The following is a 20,831-nucleotide window of genomic DNA, read 5'->3' as shown; positions in this document are numbered from 1 at the left end:
CTGCCCCTTAATTTTTAATATAACTTCTTTTAATTGGGAACATCGAAGTTAATTTTGCTACTTCTTTTTTAATTACTGTTTTAAGGTTTTCATTATTTGGGTCACGCAAACATTTATCAATTAAATTAGCTAAAATAATAAACTCATCTTCACCAAAACCACGTGAAGTCATAGCGGCTGAGCCTAATCTAATTCCACTTGAAATCATGGGTGATTCGGTGTCATTTGGAATTGAGTTTTTATTTACTGTAATATTACATTCTTGTAAAATAGCAGAAGCCTCTTTGCCTGTCAAATTATATGAACTTTTAACGTCAATCATAAATAAGTGGTTTGCTGTTAAACCCGAAATTACTTTAGCACCCTTATTCATAAATGTTTGACAGAAAACTTTAGAGTTTTTTAACAACTGTTTTTGGTATTCAATAAATTCTGGTTGTAAGGCTTCATAAAAGGAAACAGCTTTAGCGGCTATTTGATGAAATAAAGCGCCACCTTGATAACCCGGAAAAACAGCTCTATCAATCTTTTTAGCAATTTCTTCGTTGTTGGTTAATATAATTGCGCCCCTGGTACCCCTTAAAGTCTTATGAGTTGTAGTCATAACAACGTCAGCATATTCAGCTGGAGAAGGATGTAATCCAGCAATAATCAACCCAGAAATATGTGAAATATCAGCAAATAAATAAGCACCTACTTCATCAGCAATTTCTTTAAATTTATCAAACTCAACAATTTGCGAATAAGCTGAATATCCACAAATAATCATTTTAGGTTTAATCTTTTTAGCAATTTTTAAAATTTCATTAAAATCTAGTATACCTTCTGAAGTAATTGTGTATGAATGAGATTCATATAAAATACCACTAAAAGAAATTTTATATCCGTGGCTTAAGTGTCCTCCCGAATCTAGTGATAAGCCTAAAACTTTGTCACCTGGTTTTAATAAAGCCATATAAATGGCAGCATTTGCCACAGAACCCGAATAAGGCTGTACATTAGCATATTGCATTTTAAATAATTTCTTAGCTCTTTCTTGTGCAAGAGTTTCTATCTGGTCGATATATTCGCAACCACCATAGTATCTTTTGTCTGGATATCCTTCGCCATATTTATTGGTTAAACAAGACCCAGCTGCTTTTAGTACATCTTCTGAAACAAAATTTTCAGAAGCAATTAGTTCAATATGGTCTTCTTGTCTTTTTGTTTCGTTATTTATTATTGTTTCTATTTCTTTGTCTGCTAATGATATTTTTTTGTACATAATATTACCTCAACTAATTATTAAAATAAAAAACTAAACTAAATTTTTTAGTCTAGTAATGATCTTTTTGCTTTTTCTTCCTCTTGAACTACTTTTTCCAGTTTGTCTTTTTTCTTTTTTTCAATATGTTTAACTAGTAAAAGAAGTGGTATTGCCAAGAACGCTAATCCCACGGCCGGTAAAACTCTTAATATTCAATTGTCAGTGCCCGAAGAAACTATAAAAGAATTCATTGCTACAGCAATCGGGACAAGAAAAATTAAAGCATTAATTTTAAAGACCTTAAATTTGAAAATTAATAATACCACAACTGATATTTGTATTAAAACCATACCAATTGCTATTGGTAATAAAACACTTCATGTGTTTAATAAATTCCTTGTTGAAGTAATAATTCAGCCATCTCTTCCTACAAGTAAAAAGACAAAAAATGAAGGAAAGGCAATTAAAAATAGCCCCGTAAGTGCAATTTTTCAATTTTCAGATAAACTTCTTCTTTGTTTTTCAACTTTAAGAGTTTGATAGTTAGCTAAATTAATTTTTTTATTTCTTCATTTTTTATTATTTGACATGTTTACCTCAATTAGTATAAGAATAATTAAAATTTTACCAAAATTCCTTCATATTTTAAAACCTTTTATGTATATGAAGGTCTTTATTAGTAAATAGTATCAAACAAGCACTAAAATCTGAAACTAATATTTGAAAATTCTGTTATAAAAAAACTTGAAACAGACCCAACAATTCAAATTTGCTTATCGATAAATTAAATTTATTAAAAATAGTGACCATTTTAAGCCAAAAAAAGTTACAAAAAGCCTATTTTTTAGTAGGTAAGAATTTTTCTTTTATAATGTATAGATACGCATTTGTGTATTAATTTTGAAAGGAAAATAATGAAACTAATACAAGTAGAGGCACATGGGTTTAAATCATTTGCTGATAAAGTATCATTAAAGTTTGATGGTGGAGTAGTTGCCATAATAGGTCCTAACGGTTCTGGTAAGTCTAATATCAACGATGCCATAAGATGAGTTTTAGGTGAAACTAGTTCAAAAGTTCTTCGTGGTGATAACATGGAAGACGTTATTTTTGCGGGTTCTAAAACCGAAAAAGAAATGAACAAGGCAGAAGTAATTTTAACATTTGATAATAGAGATAGAGCAGTAAGCATACCTCATGACTATTTTACAATTTCTCGTGTTCTAAACCGTGGTAAGGGTGCTAACGAATACTACATTAATGGAGAAGTGGCAAGACAAAGAGATATCAAAGAAATAGCTATGCAAAGTGGTATTTCAAAATCATCATTAGCTATCATTGGTCAAGGTACAATTTCAGATATTGCTGAAGCAACCCCTGAAAGAAGAAGAGAAATTTTTGAAGAGGCTTCGGGGACTTCAATGTATCGTTCTAAAAAACAAGAAGCTATGCGAAAACTTGAAAGAACAGATGCTGCTTTGGAACAAATAGGGACAATTGTTCAAGAACTTGAAAGACAAATTAAACCATTACAAAAGCAAGCAGAAAAAGCAATTATTTATAAACAAAAATCAGAACAACTAAAAGAAATTGAAGTTTCAGTTTTAGTCCATGATTTTATGTCATATTCAGAAAGACTTGAACAACTTAATTCTGAAGGTTTGGCTTACAATCAACAAAAAGAGGAACTAGAGATTAAAATCAAGATGTATCAAGATCTTTATAAACAAAAAGAAGCCGCAACTTTGAACCTTGATCAATCAATAGTTAAGTTAAATCAAAGAATTGACGAAATTACAGCAGAAATATCTGAATTAGAAATTAGATCTGCTCGTGAAGAAAAACAAAGAGAAATGCTAATTAGTGGAGAAATTAAAGTTACCACCGAACAAAAAATTCAAGCTCTAAAAGACGAATTGAGTACTTTAAATACTAAGATAGCATATTCTAAAACATACATTGAAGATCAAAAGCAAAAAATATCTGAAATATCTCAAGAAATTCAAGATCTTTCAGCAAAGAATAACAATCTAAAAAGAGAGCTAGATATTAAAAGACAAAACCTACAAAAAATAAATTCAACACTCGATGTTATTCAAGAAATGAGACACTCTAAAACTAATCTTCAAAAAGGTACAAAGCATGTGGTAGAAAATGCCCATTTATTTAAAGGATATAAGGGATTAGTATCAGAGATATTAAACGTAGATTCTCGCTATGCACTTGCAATTGAAACAACTTTAACTAACGCGCTACAACACATTGTTGTTGATAATTCTGAAACAGCAGTTAAAGCAGTTGAATTCTTAAAACAAAATCGTGGTGGTAGAGCAACATTTATACCTTTAGCTTCAATTAGTCCTAAACGTATTTTAGAACAACACATAGTTGTGGCTCAAACTCAAAAAGGGTTCTTGGGAGTTGCTTCAGAATTAGTTCAAGTTGAAAAAGAATTTGACATTTTAAAAGGATTTTTATTAGGTAGCATTTTAGTTGCTGATAATATTGAAAATGCAAACAGAATATCACAGTTATTAGAAAAAAGGTATATGGTAGTAACTCTAGAAGGAGATATTATCAGATCTGGTGGTGTAATAACTGGTGGTCAAAAAAATGAAAGTTCAAATATACTAAATATTGAAGAAAGAATAAAAGAATTAGAATCTAAAAAACCTGAACTAATTGAGTTTATTTCTGCAAAAGAAAAAGAAGTAAATGAAATTAGTCAAAAAATCAATGAATTATCAGGCTTACATACTAATTTAAGTCTTGATAAAACAAAACAAAGTATGTCTCTTGAAGAAGCTTATAGAAAATTTGATGAATTAAGAGTTCAATATGAAAATATATCTAAAGAAAAAATCGCGGATTTAGAAACAGTTGATATATCATTAAAAATTCAAAAATTAACTTTAGAAAGAAGCGAACTAAACGCCAAAAAAACTTCACAATCTGAACTATTACAAACTGCTAAAAAAGAGTATTCTGAAGCTAACTTTAAACAATCTGAAGCAAGTAATGAATTAAATGCTTTAATTATGGAAAACTCTCAAAAAATAGCTGAAAAATCTAAAGCAGAAACTTCAATAAATTATGCTAAACAAAGATTATCAGAACAATATAATATGTTGTTTGAAACGGCAAGAGAATTATATAATCCGGAAATTGATTTTGATACAGCTAGAAGAGCTGTAAACGACTTAAAAAATGATATCAAGGACTTGGGACACGTTAATTTAGACTCTATTGCTCAACTAGAAGAAACAGAGAATAGATATAACGAAGTTAAGAAACAAGAAAAAGACATAATTGATGCCAAAATAACAATTGAAGAAGTTATTGCCGAAATGGATAAAATTATTATTGAAAGAATAAGTAACACAGTCACTTTAGCTAATAACGAATTTAAATACGTATTCTCAAAAATGTTCGGTGGCGGTATGGCTGAAATAAGATATACCGATCCCGAAAACTTATTAGATAGTGGAATTGATGTTATGGCGCAACCTCCTGGTAAATCAATCAAGAATTTAAAATTATTCTCAGGAGGAGAAAAAGCACTTATAGCTATATCTCTATTATTCTCATTACTTAAAGCAAAACCATTACCTCTATGTATATTAGACGAAGTAGAAGCCGCTTTAGATGAAGCCAATGTTATTCGTTTTGCTGAATTCTTACAAAGTTTAAAAGAAAATACACAATTTATTGTTATTACACACCGTCAAGGAACAATGGAAAGAGTTGATAAACTATATGGTGCAACAATGCAAAAAAGAGGGGTTACCACATTCTTTAGTGTTAACTTAACTGAAGCTCAAAAGTTGATTGATTAATTTTTTAAAAAAATTGAGTTTATAGCGCTCAATTTTTTGTTTGAATTTTAAATTATCTCTTAAATTATGGCAATTAATTACAGTTATGAGGTCCCATAGCAATATTTTAAGTGCGTTTTGTGGTATAATAATAAGCGCAATTAAATTTCAAAAATTAAGGAGAATTATGTACGGGCTAGTTTTTTATTTAAGAAAAGAAATATTAATTAGAGAATATGGAAAAGGTAATGAAAATTACAAGCAAGCATATGAAGATGTCAGAGATATTTTAAGGCATTACGGGTTTCATTGATTATCAAATAGCTTTTATTTTTCACGTTCAATCAATAATCTATTACAAATAACTAAAGCCTTGCAACATATAAAAACTATTTCTTGATTTAAAAAATCCTTAGTATCTTTACACGTTTTTAAGATGGAAGATTTGTCAAATTTCACTGAATATATAATTGGAGAAGAATAGGGCACATTGCTCTATTTTTTTAAAATAAAAAAACTAGAAAATTCTAGCTTAATCAATTATTTCAAAGTAAAGAGGCTCTTTTGAAGAAGTTAATGAATTTTTTAATTCTTTTTTAAGTATTTCATTTAAAACCTTTAATTTCACTTTTTGAACATTTTTCATTTCACCGCTAAAGAAAAATAATTTTGGTGAACAATTATTTAAATTAGCAGGCAATTCTAATTCAACAAAGCTATTCAGAGCTAATGCTGAAGGTTCAATAGCATTTATATTAGATAAATTAATTGTTGTTAATTTGTTTTCGGCAAATACACCAATACTTAATTTTTTTAATTCTTTTAGGTCTGGAAGGTTAACATTACTAATTTCGTTACCATAAAAAGCTTCTTCATGTATTTCTTTAATAGAAGAAGGTAAAACTAAATTTTGTAACTTATTTTGTTTGAATGCTTCTTGTTCTATTGTTTTTAGTTTACTTGAGGTTGTATTAAAAACAAATTCTTTAATACCTAATCCTAAAAAAGCACCTTTACCTATAACTTCCACATTATTCGGTAAAATAACTTTTTCTACATTTTCTAAGAAATTTTTAATTTCAGGATATTTTAATAAATTAATAGACTGAAATGAAAAAGCTGCCGCAGGAATAGATTTTATATCTTCTTTAGAAAGATCAAAAGTTTTTGTACTTTTGTCATAATTTATTAATGTATTTTCTTTACTTATTAGATACCTTCTTGCAAAATCATTAAGTTTTTCTTTTTTTCCACAAGAAATTAAAGATACACCCGCAATAATAGGTGTTGAAAGCCCAATAAGTGATAATAATATTTTGTTTGATTTTTTCATAATTACATGCTATTTTACCACAAAAAGGCCGCTTCTGCTCTAAAAATTCTGGTGCTGTGGTTTATAATTAAACCATGAAAAAATTTAAACTAGTTTCTAAGTTTCAACCTTCAGGAGACCAGCCACAAGCAATTAATCAACTTGCTGAAGGAATAATCAATAATAAAAAACACCAGGTTTTATTAGGTGTAACTGGTAGTGGAAAAACTTTTACTCTCGCAAACGTAATTGCAAAAACAAATAGACCTGCTTTAGTCATAAGTCATAACAAAACTTTAGCTAGTCAACTATATATGGAATTAAAAGAACTTTTTCCAGAAAACAGAGTCGAATATTTTATTTCTTATTTTGATTATTATCGCCCTGAGGCTTATATAGTTTCTTCGGACCAATATGTAGAAAAAACATCCAAAAATAATAAGCAAATTGAAGCTATGAGAATGTCAGCGGTAAATGCATTAAGTACAAGATATGACACGATTGTCGTGGCCAGTGTGGCATCAATCTATGGTGAATTCAATCCCAAAGAATATCGTAAACATTTCTTTCCAATTAGTGTAGGACAAAAAACTACTAAAAAAGAAATAATGAGAAACTTGATTAAACTGCGTTATGAAAACAAGCGTTTGGCCCCTCAAATAGAACAAGGTGAATTTAGTTCTTTTGGCAATATTATTACAATTAGTCCTGGATATAAATTTGATTATCACATTCAAATCGAATTATATGATGATGAAATAGTTAAAATTAGTTTCATTGATCCTATTACAAAAGATGAAGTAGAACAAGTAAAAGAACTAACAATTTTTCCTTCCACAACCTACTTAATTAATATGGACAATATGGATCAGATTTGTAATGAAATAGAAAAAGAAATGGAAGAAAGAGTTTCTTATTTTAAACAAAATGAAAAGTATGTGGAAGCTCAAAGAATTGAAGATAGAACTAGAAACGATTTAGATTCAATTCGAGAATTTGGTTATACCAATGGCATGGAAAATTATTCAAGATATATGGACGGAAGAAAAGCAGGTCAAAAACCTTATACACTTTTTGATTATTTGCATGAAGATACAGTTATTTATATTGATGAAAGTCATTTAATGTTACCACAGTTAAAAGGAATGTATGAAGGCGACAGATCAAGAAAAGAAACGCTAGTTCAATATGGTTTTAGATTACCTTCTGCTTTAGATAATAGACCATTAAAATATAGCGAATATCAACAAATTGACTTACCTAGAGTGTATTTGTCAGCAACTCCCGGAGATGAAGAAATCTCTAATGCTGAAGGCGAATTAATTACTCAATTCATAAGACCAACAGGTTTATTAGATCCAATAATAGAAATCAAACCTAAAGCAAATCAAATTAACGTTATTCATGACTTATTAAAAGAACAAATTTCAAAAAACGAAAGAACATTAATTCTTACACATACTAAAAAGAACGCTGAAGAATTAGCATATTATCTAAAAGAAAAAAAATTCAAGTCAGCATATATACACAATGAATTTAAAGTATTTGAAAGAAATAATATTTTAAATGGCCTAAGACTTGGAAAATATGATGTTGTAATTGGGATAAACTTGTTGCGAGAAGGTATTGATTTACCAGAAGTCAGCTTAATTTTAGTCTTAGATGCTGATATAACTGGCTTATCTAGAGATAAGCGCTCGTTGGTCCAAATTGTTGGACGTGCCGCTAGAAATGATCATGGTAGAGTTATCTTTTTTGCAAACGAAATGACTAAATCAATGAAAGAAACAATTGATGATAACCTACTAAAACGAAGCATTCAGCAAAAATATAATTTAGAACATAATATAGTTCCACAAACCATAATTAAAGCCATTCCCAAAATAATTCAAGATGTAGCTTTAAATTTTAAAATTGAAGATATTGGAAATGAATCTAAAACTCATAACCGCAAATATATTAAACAATTAATTAGAGAAATGGATGAAGCCGCTAGAAATAGAAACTTTGATAGAGCTATTGAAATACAAACTTATTTAAGAGAAAACAATATCGATATTGACTAAATAAAACTTGTTATTGTTTTTATAATTATTTTGTAAATAATAATAAAAAAACATTTATCATATATGTGTATGAACAAATCAAAAATACTACTACTAGCTTCTTTGGCAGTTCCAATTGTACCAGCTATTACAGTTAGTTGTTACAAGGACACCAAACAGGTTGAACTAAAAACTGAAGAAAAAGATGATACCGATTCATCTAAAAAAGCGGAAGATAAAACTAAAGAAATTAAACAAAAATTAGACCAAATATTAGTTGAATTAGAAGAACTAAAAAACCAAAACAATGAAGAACGAAAAAAATTAATTGAAGAGTTTCAGGCTCAATTAGTTATATTTAAAGAAAAAATAGAAAATGAAGATTCTGAAGAAATTCTAAAACAAATAGACGAAGAGTATAAAAAGTTTAAAGAACGTATTACTGAAGTTAAAGACGAAAAAAAGCACACCTTAAAATGAGGTCATTGAAATGTCCTAAAATTTACAGGAGATAAAACTAAACAAGAAGCAAAAACCAAAAGATTGGCTTTACTTACATTTTTAGAAAAATTTGATATTTTAGGCTTAACAGAGGTTGGTCACGAATTCGGTGTTCAGGAAATGACTAAATATCTAAACTTATATGACGGTAGTTCGAATAAATATTCATATGTAATTTCAAAAAAACTAAAGGGAGATAAATTTAATCCAAGTTCTGCTGAACATGTAGCTATTATTTATAATACTCAAAAAGTAGCTCCAGAGGCATTTGATAATGGTGAAATTGGCTATAGTTGACAAAAAACATTTGATGATGGTATTAAGGAAAAAGATGCACAATATTCTAGACCTCCTTATGGTGTTAAATTTAAATATAATTTAAAACCAGCCAAAAAAATGACTTTTGTATTTTCTCATTTTGATGGCCCTGGAGTCAAAAAAGGTGAAGGAACGTATAAAGAAACAGGAATAGGAATATATGAATATCGAGAATCAAAGAAATTAGTAGATGTATTGGATTATTTCGATTCAATAGATGGGCAGCAAAGTAATATATTTTTTGGTGGTGACACTAACATCAAGAAAGGTAAACAAAAAATTGCTTTTGAATCTATGGGTAACAGATATAAATTTATTTTTGAAGATAGAGATGAACATAAAACTTCATTAAGCACTAAGCCTGGTAAATATTCTCAACCTTATGACAAATTAATCTATAAAACTGAATTCAAAATTTCTAACCCATTTATTTTTGATATTTGAAAAACAATAACAGATTCTTATTACATTCAAAAATTTGAAGAGCAAGGAATTGCTATTCCAAAAGGCACTAAAATAAGTAAGCCAAGTGTATTAAGTGACCACACATATTTAGGGTCTGAAATTGTTATAGACTAAACTTATGATTTAATTAGAGGAATGTTAGCTAATGACATTCCTTTTAATTTTTTGATAGTTATAAATCAAACACCAAAAAAACAGATTATTGACCTTAAAAAGTAACCTTTTTAGTTATATTCATTAAAAGAAGTTAAAAATTGCTAAAATTGTTATTAACAACAACGCAAAATTTCTTTTAAAAATAATAAATTAAATGCTCAAAGGAGAAATATGAATAAAATTAATTTTTTTGCATTAGGTGGCTTAGACGAAAATGGTAAAAATGCTTATGTTTTAGAGATCAATGAGAAATTATATGTAATTAATTCAGGTACAAAAGTGCCAATAAATTCACATAATGGTATTGATACTCTAATATGTAATTATGAATTTTTAGAAAGAAGAAAAAAAGACATTGTAGGTTTATTTATAACAGATGTTAAAAATGAATCTTTTTCAGCTGTTCCTTGATTACTAATGAAAATTCCCGGACTTAAAATATACACTAGTCCTTTTAATAGAATTGTTTTATTAGATAGAATTTCAAAATATAATATTGAAACCAGAAACTATGAAGTTAAAACACTTAAATCACCCTTAAAATTAAATGACATAATTATTAGTCCTTTTGATGTTGCAGGTGGTTTACCAGGTCAAATAGGTCTAAATTTTGAATACAGTGAAGGAAATATAATTTTTATGACCAATTTTGTGGATGGCGATTTAGGGCCATATGGCAAAATGGATATTAAAAAAATTCAATCAATTATAAATAATGGTAAAAAAGTTCAATTATTAATACTAGATTCAGGTCATTCAAACTATCCAGGCAAAAGTATAGACAAGCTTTGAATTTCAAAAAAAATAGAATATAAATTTAAAGAAACAGCAATGAATAAAAGAATTATTGTTGGTTTATATGATGAAGATATGATCACAGCACATGAAATTTTAGTACTTGCTAAAAGATATAATCGCCCCGTTATTACATATGGACGTAATTATTCACAATTAATCAATTTAGTAATCAAAATAAACCCAGAGTTGCAATTACCAGAATTTATTGATTATCGCTTAGCTAATGAAACAAAAAATGCTGTGATTTTAGTTACTGGTGCTATTGAAAGATTATATTTAAGATTTATAAGAATAGCTTCTAATAATGACGTTTATTTAAAACTAAAAAAAGATGATGCAGTAATTGTTATAGCTCCACCAGTAAATGGTCTAGAAGTTAATTATGCACTGACACTTGATGAAATTGCACGTAATACTTCAAATCTAATTGAACTGGGTTCAGACCAATATTATTCATGTAATCCTGCCAAAGAAGATATATATACCATTATAAAAGCACTTAAACCTAAATATTTTATTCCTATTCAAGGGTTATATAGATACCTAGTAGTTGCATCACACATTGCCAGAGATGCTGGAATGAATTTTAATAATTGTATAGTTTTACAAAATGGCAAAATTGCTGAATTTGTAAACAATGAATTAGTGTCACAAAAAAAATCAATTAAAGGTATTGGAGATACAATAATTGACGGCTTTGGTATTGGAGATATTTCTCAAGAAGTAATAAATGAAAGAGAAACTTTAGCCAGAGATGGCATCATAGCTCTTAGTTCCTTAATTGATTATAAAACCAAAAAACCTCTTGGAGAATTACACATCACATCTTATGGAATTATTACTAAAGATAATAAAGAAACTATTACTAAAATCGTTAATGATTTGTTTTATAAAGAATTTAAAGATGAAACAACAAAAGCACTTGATTTAAAAGCTATTCAAGAAAAATTGCGTAAAAGTATGAAAAGAAAAGTTTATAAGGTTTTAAGTAAAGAACCGATGTTTGTTATAACATTGTATGAGATATAATATAATTTAAAAAGTTAAATAGGGCAACACATGAAAGAAAACATCAACACACAAGAAAACTCTGTTCCAAAACCAGAAATCTTAAAAACCAAGAAAACAAAGTTTTATTTTTTCTTAAAAGATAAGGCATTTATATGAACAATAGTTAGTTTTGCTTTGGTTTTTTTCATTGTGATTTCTTTTTTAAATGTAAGAGGATTGACAACAATGCACTCTTATACTTTTGGTATGTTTTTTGGTATGTTTTCGATAGTTATATATGCACTATTATTATTACTAGCACTTAAAAAAATATTCAAAATGAAGAATACCTATTCAGTGGGTGTTTTTCATTTTAGTTTGTGACGTATTAGTATCATAATAGTAACTTTAATTTTATTAGGCACTTCAATTTATTACACCAAATATAAACCAGATACTTTTACATTTAGAGATGCCTTATCTAAAATCATGTCCAAATGATACCTTGATTTCAAGGAAAGTAAAGCAGCACCTGAAAATGTAGTTTTATTACCTAACAAATGAACTCCAGGCTCAATATTTAGTTTATTTTATGTGCTTTTTGCTTTTCCAGGAAAAACAGCTGGAATGGTAACTTCTTATATATTTCCAATAATTTTATTTTGCTTGGCATTTGCTACTCTTTTTGTAAGTGATAAGAGATTTAAAAAAATATTCAGAATAAAAAATAAAACAAACAAAGCTGAATCAAAAGACCATTTGCAAAAAAATATAAATGCTAATTTAGATAAACAACTAAATATAAACAAAAACGCCAACTTAAAGGAAGAAATTAAAATAGACAGCTCTGAAATTGCTCTAAATCAACAGAAAGAGCAGCAACATCAACAAGAGCTAAATAAAAGAATCATTATAGATGAACCAGACTTTAGTACTCAAGAATTTGAAGCTGCTCTTAAAACAGAAATGAAGGAAAATAAAAGTTATTTCAATAAGGATGAACAAAACCCAGTTGCTAATTATAAAGTAACAAATGAATTTATAAATATTGAAGAAGAGTCCAATTTTCAAAATAAACTTAATACCCCTTCAAAAGAAGATATTTCAATTGCATCTTCAAAACTAAACACTTCTGAAGTACAAAACGTAAATTCTTTTAGCTATCATAATAACATTGAAGATATAAGTTTTGATGAGCAATTTGAAGAAGAAGACTTAGAAGTACAATTAGATCAACAACCTGAGCCAACGAAAGCCAAAAATCCTCAAGAATCAAAAAGATTTTCTATAATTGAAGATAAAGAAAAGCTATTTTAGTTTATAGACATTTTGTTAAGGAAAGTAAATATTTATGAAAAACCAAAAGAAAATCAAGAAAAATCAATCAAAAACAAGCTTTGAGGTTATTTCAGAACGTCCATTGGATTGAGATAAGATCTTTAGTGACCAAGTACACACTATTTATGAACCTTTAATTAGCAAAATTAAACCTTCACTTGATAAGGTTTGAAATGATGAAATAGAAGCTAAACATGGCGACACTTTAAAAAAAGTTGAATCCAGCAAGGATAAAATTAATGATTTAATCAATGAAATAAAAAAAGAAAGAAAAGATAAAAAAATCAATGCAAAATGAGCAGCGAACTACTTTATTGTGTTTTTTTGTTTCTTAATAGTTGGTTTATTCTTCTTAGGTTTCTTTATTAAAAACAGAAAAGTAATTAAGGAATTTAATCAATTTTTAAATGAAAGAAGCCAACAAATTAAAGATCAACTTGATGACAATTTTTACAATTTATCGCAAATTTTTAGTAACAATTCGATTGTTGATTGAAAAAACAAAATTTTGAAGGCGATGGAAATTAATGAAATTAAATCATTTAATGATGAAGAAATAAATATGTTTCAGCAAAACGACAAATTTTATTCTTTTTATTCAATATCAAAATATGACATTCGTAATTCGGTTTTTTATGATGTTGTATATAGCACTGAGGAATGAAGACCAGTTGTAACTTCAGGTACAGCATACAAACAAATTAAAACAAAAGATGGTTGAATAACACATGCTGTTGTGGCATATCACTCAGAACCTACCCCATTTATTGATATTAAACAATCTGTTAATATACCAACAAACTATTTACCAGAGCTATCATTTAGCCCAATTTCTAATAAATTTAGTTTAAAAGAATATAACAACAGAATAAAAAAAGGTGAATTTCTTTTAGAAAATGCTGAATTTTATCAACACTTCAATTTTAATTTCAATGAAAAAATAAAATTTATGACTTATTTTCAGCTAAAAACTCAAGAAAATTTTGTTGAGTTTTCAAAGTATTTTAATGGCAATACACATTCTATGTTCAAGTTTGCAAGGAACTTATATACTACAAGAAATTATGTTCGTGATCGAATAGAAATGGACTATAGATTTTATGATGTTACTCATAATTGAATGTCATTATATTTTGATTCAAGTCAATTCATTGAGCCATTAAGCATTTATAATTTTTTACTTCAAATAATGATTTTAAATTTATATCCGATTTTCAAATCAATTACTCAAGCATATTTGAATAAAAATATAGCTTCAGAAAATTTCAGTCAATATGGAAGTTATTTATCAACATATATCGATGACAAAAAATTTGATGAGACCAGAGTCTTAAGTCATTATGGAGTTTTAACTAAAGCGGTTGCTGGATCAAAATTAATATTAAAAACCAACAGTGTGGATAAAGATGAGCGCTATGTAATTGAAGGTGTATATCATTTAAATGACACTATTGTATTACCAGTAATAATGTCTTCATATTGAGCTGAAAATTTAATAGATAGCGTTTTTAAAGAAGGGGTTATAGTTAATGTTCCTTATACAAAATATAACTATTTTGAAGAACTTAAATTCATAGTTTATTCGCCAAAACATTATACTAAGACGCAAGGCGCATTCATGTCTTATAACAGCGATATTGAAACATCGGTTTTAATGAAAGAAGAATTTTTATCTAATGAAGAAGATTGGTCTATTAATTTTAATTTGAATATGACTCAAAACCCTAAAGAAATGACCAAGTATTTAGAATTGATTAAACAAATAAAAAATGTTAAATCTGTAATCAAGGAAGATTCTCAAATTTTGATTGATAATGATGGGTTATTTATCTTTATAAATGATGATCTAGAACCAAAAGAACTAGAAAATATTATTAATTTATTATAATTTAATATAGCAAAACCAAATGGAGGAAAAACATGTTATTCGATTCAAGAACACCCCAACAAAAGGAAGGCTTTAAACCAGATGTAGATAATTCAATTAAACATCCAACAGTAACTGGAGGAGAAAAATTTTTATATGTTTTACTATACATAATTACTCTTGGTTTCTTTTTCATTGCTGTTATTAAAAGAAAAAACCTTTTATTAGCACAAATGAATAGAATTCAAGAAGCTTCTTCATTAATTCAAGCAGCTGAGAAAAAAAGAAGAGCAATCCTATTAAAACAACTAGATGCTGTAGTTGGATATGCAAATTTTGAATCTAAGACATTAAAAGAAATAACTAAATACCGTTCAAAACTTAATGACTTAGAAACTGAAGAAGATCCAATTAAAATGGCAAGTGCTTTAGACACTGTTCAAAGAGGAATTAATGTTCAATTTGAACAATACCCAGACCTAAAAGCAAACCGTAGCTTTTTACAATTTCAAACTGAAATCGCCTTGCAAGAAGATGAAATTTATTCAACAATAAGACACTACAATGGTATAGTTAGAATATTTAATTCAAGTATTTATCAATTTTGAACAAATGTTGTAGCTAAAAAAATAGGTGCATATAACCAACCACTATTTCAGGCTTCTGAAACTGAAAGACAAGACGTTGATACTAGTTCATTGTCAACAATGTTTAAATAATACTAAATGCCAGTTGGCATTTTTTATTTTCCTAATTCAAAACAAAAATTTCATTAGCTTATAAATAAGCTAATAAATATGACAATTTGGTATAATTATAAAATCCAAAATAAATCACAATTCGAGGAGAAAATTATGTCAGAACAAAAGAAATATGAAGCAAGTGATATACAAGTTTTAGAGGGTTTAGAACCTGTTCGTATAAGACCGGGTATGTATATTGGTTCAACTGGTTATAAAGGACTTCACCACTTAATTTGAGAAATTTTAGATAACTCTGTCGATGAAGCAATGGCAGGTTTTGCTAACAAAATTAGTGTTACATTACATCCAGGAAACTTTATTGAAGTTGAAGATAATGGTAGAGGAATGCCAGTAGATATTCACCCTTCAACAAACAAATCAGCTGTGGAAACCATTTTAACTGTATTGCATGCTGGAGGAAAGTTTGATGGTAACAACTACAAAGTTAGTGGAGGTCTACATGGTGTAGGTGCAGCTGTTGTTAACGCACTTAGTGATTCATTTGAAGTTTGAATTAAGCGCAATGGACAAGAATATTATCAAAAATATGAAAACGGTGGAAAACCCTTAGAAGATCTAAAAGTTATTGGAAGTGTTCCTGCTAATGAAACGGGTACCAGAATTAAGTTTCATCCAGATTATACAATTATGGATAAAATTGACTTTGATTTTGGAACTATCAATGACCATATTAAACAAGTGGCCTATCTAAATAAAGGCTTAAGTTTTAAAATATCTGATTTAATAAAAGGCACTGAAAAAACATTCTGTTTTGAAGGTGGAATTGTTGATTATGTTAAGGAACTAAATAAAGGTAAAAGACTAATTAATAATGATGTTATATATGCACATGGTTCAATAAGTGATACTGAAAAACAAACAGAAGACCAAATAGCGAATAATATACCACCTAAAAAAGTAGATATATTTGTTGAAGTGGCTTTTCAGTATAATGAGGCATACCAATCTTCAGTTATTTCTTATGCTAATAATATTCAAACCACAGAGGGTGGAACTCATGAAAACGGTTTCTATGATTCAATTGTCAGAATTTTTAATAAATATGCTGAAGATAATAAATTATTTAAAAATGCAGGTGAAAAGATAAGCAAAGATGACTCTAAAGAAGGTTTAATTGCAGTTATTTCAGTTAAGCATAGTAACCCTGTTTTTGATGGTCAAACAAAAGCAAAATTTGGTTCAAGTAATGCTAGATTTGCAACTAATAAAGTTGTTTCAGAAACTTTAGAAAGATTTTTAGCTGAAAATCCAGTAATAGCTAAAAATATTATTAACAAATGTTTACAATCACAACGTGCTAGATTAGCGGCCAATGCAGCTAAAGAAGCTTCAAGAAAAAAAGATGGTGCTGAATTCAGTGGGTTACCTGGTAAATTAGCTGATTGTTCTTCTAAAAATGCTGAACTAAGAGAACTATTTATAGTCGAAGGTAATTCAGCTGGAGGTTCAGCCAAAGGTGGAAGAAACCGTAGTATACAAGCAATTTTACCATTGCGTGGAAAAGTTATTAATGCTGAAAAAAATGACCGTACAAAATTCTTGTCTAACCAAGAAATTCAAACAATTATTCATGCTTTAGGTACAGGTATTGGTGAGGAATTCAATATAAACAAAGTTAAATATCACAAGATAATTATTATGACTGATGCTGACGTTGATGGTGCCCATATAACAACATTATTATTAACATTTTTCTATCGTTATCTAAAACCATTAATCGAATACGGACTTGTTTATATAGCAATGCCACCATTATATAAAATTAGTTCAGGTAAAATAGTTGAATATGCTTATAACGATGTTCAAAAAAATGAAATATTAGAAAAATTAGAAGACAAGAAAAATATTTCAATTCAACGTTACAAAGGTCTTGGTGAAATGGATGCTGAGCAATTATGAGAAACTACTATGAATCCTGAAACAAGAAAAATGTTACAGGTTCAAATTAATGACATGGCAATATGTGATACAGTATTTACAACTCTAATGGGTGAAGAAGTTGCCCCAAGACATGATTTTATTGAAGAAAATGCTAAATATGTTTCAAACATTGACTTTTAGGAATTATTAGTGAAATTAATTTTAAATCAGGGTTTTACAAATAAAACCTATTATGACGAAGAAAATAATCAATTTATTAAAGTAAAAAGCTTTGATTCATTTAATCATAGAACACCCAATGAGTTGCTAAATAAACTAAAGTTTGTACCTAAAACAATATTCGAAGATAAATCAAGAATTATTAATGAATGAATAGAAGGCACAACTTTAAATCATGAAAATGTTTCAGAAGAAGATCTAAAGCAAATTGGCAAAATATTAATAACTCTTCATAACTCAAAATTACCATTTTATAAAGAAAATCAAATAGCTAGACGATTTAAGGTTTATCGTGAACAAATAGCATTGCTAAAAAGAAAAATCCCAGGTTTGGATAAATACTACAATCGAATTAATTCATTCTTAAAACATATTGATAATTCAGCTCCTGTGCATAATGATTTGTGATTATATAATTTTATCAGGACTGAAAAAAGCATTTATCTAACAGACTGAGAATATGCCACAATGGGAGACGTCCACTTTGATTTAGCATATTTTATTGAATCATCTAATCTAACTAAAAAACAAGAAGAAATCTTTTTAGAAGCTTATGGAGACGATTATGAGCCTAAATTCTTAATGGCTCATAAAATAATTGTTAATGCCCTAATAGTTTTGTGAATCAATAAACACCCACAAAAACCTTTTGATGATTCTATGTATATCAAAAGAGTGGATAAATGAATTAAAGAATACGATAAAACATATAAATTAAAATAAAGAATGTCCAATGTATTTAAATGATAAGCAAGATTGTATTGAAGATAAACAAAACAATGATAAATTAGATCTAATGCACAAGGCTATAACGTCTACTTTTGGTGGGAATGTTAACAAAGAAATAAAGAATGCTCGATTCTATTACAACCAATTTAATAATTTATATTTTATAGCTCAATATAAAAATGTTTGAGTTCAGATTAAAATTCCTAAAAATAGACACATGCGTGACTATAGTAATGAACAAACAGTTGTTAAAAATTTTAAAGACTATTTATTTGTTAAAGATGGCATTATTATTAAAAAATGATTTCCAGGAGTTGATTTATTTCAAATTAAACTGACAAACAAAATTGTTTTTTCAGTTTTAAATTGCATAAAAAATTTTCAATCTTTAAATTTAAAAGTTAAAAAGTTTAATTGAAATAAGTTTAAAATTTGTGACAAAAAATATCACGAACTGTTGCATAAATACAAAGATGATGAATTAGTTTTAAGCCATAATAATATTCAAAAGAATAACATTATTATTAACAAGTATGGTTTTGTTAAAATGGTTGACTTTGAATATGCTAGCTTAAATAATAAGTATTTTGATTTAGTGTCTTTGTATTTATATACAGGTATCGATAAAAACATGATAATTGAGTTTTTTGATTTAGAGGAACAAAAATTTTATGACTTTTTATATCTAATTAATATACATAGAGAAGCAGAATATAAAAAGGATTATTGTAATTTAACAGTCAATAAAAACAGGGTTCCTGAAACCTTAAATTTATATAAAAGTAAGAACTTTTATGACAATAAATATATTGTTCATAAAAACCACAATCAATTTGACAACAGACTAATGATTAGCGATATTAAAGATTTTTATTTTGTACCATTTTATGTTTATGAAGATGAAAATAAAATAATTTGAAAATGGCTGGGTAACAAAAGCGATTTTGAATTAAACTCTAGAACAATAAAAATACTAGCTAAGTGTATGAGAACTTATCACGATTCTAAAGTTGAATTTCCAAGTTATATCTTGGAAGAAAAAATTAATTGATATTTAGATAATATTAATTCATCAGATTTGTTTAATGATATAGGCCCCAAAGACTTTATTGATCAGGTTTGCCAGTGAGTCAAAGAATTAAAAATTGATGCTAACTGTCATAATAACTTAACACTTGACAATATTATGTGAGGTGAAAATCAAAATATATTTATAATAGACTGATCAGTGGCATACAAGAACTGTCGGTTTTTAGATATAGCTTTAATGTTTGAAAACTTACATGTTAATAACATTTTAGAAAAATTCTTTTGAAGAGCATATGGAATTACCAAACCAAAAGATTTTTATAAATATAAAATAATTTCACTTTTTACGGAATATTTATATAATAAGGTTTTAAATGGAAATCCACAAAGAGCAAAAAGTGATGCAAAAAGAATTAAAGAAATACTATTTGAGCAAAGAACAACCCAAGAAAAGCAGGTTTAAATATGAAAAAAGAAGCTAAAGAACAAAATACTTCTCCTGAATCTAAAACTGAAAAAAGAAAGAAACAACGCAAAATTGTTTCATCAGTTTTTATGTTTACCGGCTTAATAGGTTCATTAGTTGCCATTACTGCAACTGCTATATATTTTTCAATCAAAAAAACTAAAAAATTTAATTCTATTCTAGATAGCAAAGATGATATTACATTAATTCGAATACCCTTAGCAGGAAATCAAAAGAAATATAATATAAAACTTAACAAAGAAATTGAAGCTAAAGATTTATATAATTTTGATAAGTCAATTGAATTATCAAAAAAACCAGAACATAATTTTGGTATTAATGCCGAAATTAAGTATTCTTTTTATAAAACTGGTTATCCTCTTTCACAATACTTTGATGTAGAACCTCGCATTGGAGGGTTAGAAGAAAATATTCAAAACAAAGAAGTTTTAAGTATTGATATTTTAAAACAATTTAATGAATTTAATAAGAAGGAAAAAAATACTATTAGCTTTGAATATTTTGTTCAACAAATAGCCAGTGCAAAAATACCTATTTCCTATTTTTATACAGACTCAGAAACCAATAAAGCTTATTTTTTTGATTTTAAAAACGGTGTTTCAGGTTTTGAAATAAAAGAATTTTTTTCAAAAATTCATGAAGAAATTAAAAAAATACAACATTCTCATGAATTTGTACCAAATAAATTTCAAATTTCCATTTTTGGAACAACAAAAAACGGTGTAATTGAAAAATTAAAGTTCGTTGCTGAATGCGAATTTAGTACGAAAGAACCAACAAAGAAGGGTTAATAGTACCCCTTTTTTTATTTCTAATAAAAAAGAGCATTTTTGAACCCTAAATTTTGAAAAACGACTTCAAAAATTATAGA

Annotated in this window: 15 protein-coding genes; 12 read left to right on the top strand and 3 right to left on the bottom strand. The window is 27.7% G+C overall.

Annotation, left to right across the window (positions count from 1 at the left end; genetic code table 4):
* Positions 1-7 precede the first annotated feature (7 nt).
* Together glyA and OF364_RS00570 are read right to left on the bottom strand one after the other, a co-directional pair.
* Complete coding sequence (glyA, locus tag OF364_RS00575) at positions 8-1,264, bottom strand: serine hydroxymethyltransferase (RefSeq protein WP_205851179.1); 1,257 nt, start codon at positions 1,262-1,264, stop codon at positions 8-10.
* A gap of 47 nt (positions 1,265-1,311) precedes the next feature.
* A complete protein-coding gene (locus OF364_RS00570; protein ID WP_205851180.1) occupies positions 1,312-1,836 on the bottom strand; it encodes a hypothetical protein in 525 nt (174 codons plus the stop codon).
* A gap of 324 nt (positions 1,837-2,160) precedes the next feature.
* Here OF364_RS00570 and OF364_RS00565 point away from each other — a divergent pair, with 324 nt between their 5' ends.
* A complete protein-coding gene (locus tag OF364_RS00565) occupies positions 2,161-5,082 on the top strand; it encodes an AAA family ATPase (protein WP_263752300.1) in 2,922 nt (973 codons plus the stop codon).
* Positions 5,083-5,248: 166 nt separating this feature from the next.
* Complete coding sequence (locus tag OF364_RS00560; protein WP_205851182.1) at positions 5,249-5,545, top strand: virulence protein; 297 nt, start codon at positions 5,249-5,251, stop codon at positions 5,543-5,545.
* A 48-nt stretch (positions 5,546-5,593) separates the two neighbouring features.
* Here OF364_RS00560 and OF364_RS00555 read toward each other — a convergent pair whose 3' ends face one another.
* Positions 5,594-6,394, bottom strand: coding sequence for a leucine-rich repeat domain-containing protein (locus OF364_RS00555; protein ID WP_263773921.1), 801 nt, complete (start codon positions 6,392-6,394; stop codon positions 5,594-5,596).
* A gap of 74 nt (positions 6,395-6,468) precedes the next feature.
* On the opposite strand from OF364_RS00555, the gene uvrB reads away from it, so the two are divergent.
* The 10 genes from uvrB to OF364_RS00505 all read left to right on the top strand — a co-directional run bounded on the left by uvrB (position 6,469) and on the right by OF364_RS00505 (position 20,751).
* Positions 6,469-8,439 carry an excinuclease ABC subunit UvrB gene (gene uvrB, locus OF364_RS00550; RefSeq protein ID WP_263773920.1) on the top strand — a complete coding sequence of 657 codons (1,971 nt, stop codon included), beginning with the start codon at positions 6,469-6,471 and terminating at the stop codon, positions 8,437-8,439.
* Positions 8,440-8,508: 69 nt separating this feature from the next.
* Positions 8,509-9,816 (top strand): MnuA family membrane nuclease, encoded by a 1,308-nt coding sequence (locus OF364_RS00545; protein WP_263773919.1) that lies wholly within the window; start codon positions 8,509-8,511, stop codon positions 9,814-9,816.
* 213 nt (positions 9,817-10,029) lie between these two features.
* On the top strand, positions 10,030-11,685 hold the full coding sequence (locus tag OF364_RS00540) for a ribonuclease J (protein ID WP_263773918.1): 1,656 nt from the start codon (positions 10,030-10,032) through the stop codon (positions 11,683-11,685).
* Positions 11,686-11,715: 30 nt separating this feature from the next.
* Positions 11,716-12,963: a hypothetical protein gene (locus tag OF364_RS00535; protein WP_205851187.1), complete on the top strand. Its 1,248-nt coding sequence runs from the start codon at positions 11,716-11,718 to the stop codon at positions 12,961-12,963.
* Between the two features lie 34 nt (positions 12,964-12,997).
* Positions 12,998-14,872, top strand: coding sequence for a hypothetical protein (locus OF364_RS00530; protein WP_263773917.1), 1,875 nt, complete (start codon positions 12,998-13,000; stop codon positions 14,870-14,872).
* 32 nt (positions 14,873-14,904) lie between these two features.
* The gene (locus tag OF364_RS00525) at positions 14,905-15,570 is read left to right on the top strand and encodes a LemA family protein (RefSeq protein ID WP_263752309.1); all 666 of its coding nucleotides are present in this window, start codon (positions 14,905-14,907) and stop codon (positions 15,568-15,570) included.
* A 135-nt stretch (positions 15,571-15,705) separates the two neighbouring features.
* Complete coding sequence (locus tag OF364_RS00520; RefSeq protein ID WP_318529861.1) at positions 15,706-17,676, top strand: DNA topoisomerase subunit B; 1,971 nt, start codon at positions 15,706-15,708, stop codon at positions 17,674-17,676.
* Positions 17,677-17,685: 9 nt separating this feature from the next.
* On the top strand, positions 17,686-18,438 hold the full coding sequence (locus OF364_RS00515) for a phosphotransferase (protein WP_263752310.1): 753 nt from the start codon (positions 17,686-17,688) through the stop codon (positions 18,436-18,438).
* Positions 18,439-18,448: 10 nt separating this feature from the next.
* Positions 18,449-19,936 (top strand): hypothetical protein, encoded by a 1,488-nt coding sequence (locus tag OF364_RS00510; protein ID WP_263773916.1) that lies wholly within the window; start codon positions 18,449-18,451, stop codon positions 19,934-19,936.
* Between the two features lie 2 nt (positions 19,937-19,938).
* On the top strand, positions 19,939-20,751 hold the full coding sequence (locus OF364_RS00505; protein WP_205851191.1) for a hypothetical protein: 813 nt from the start codon (positions 19,939-19,941) through the stop codon (positions 20,749-20,751).
* Positions 20,752-20,831: the final 80 nt, after the last annotated feature.

This window comes from Mycoplasma enhydrae (assembly GCF_025779955.1).
Lineage (GTDB): Bacteria > Bacillota_I > Bacilli_A > Mycoplasmatales > Metamycoplasmataceae > Metamycoplasma > Metamycoplasma enhydrae.
This window is presented reverse-complemented; position numbering and strand designations above follow the sequence as displayed.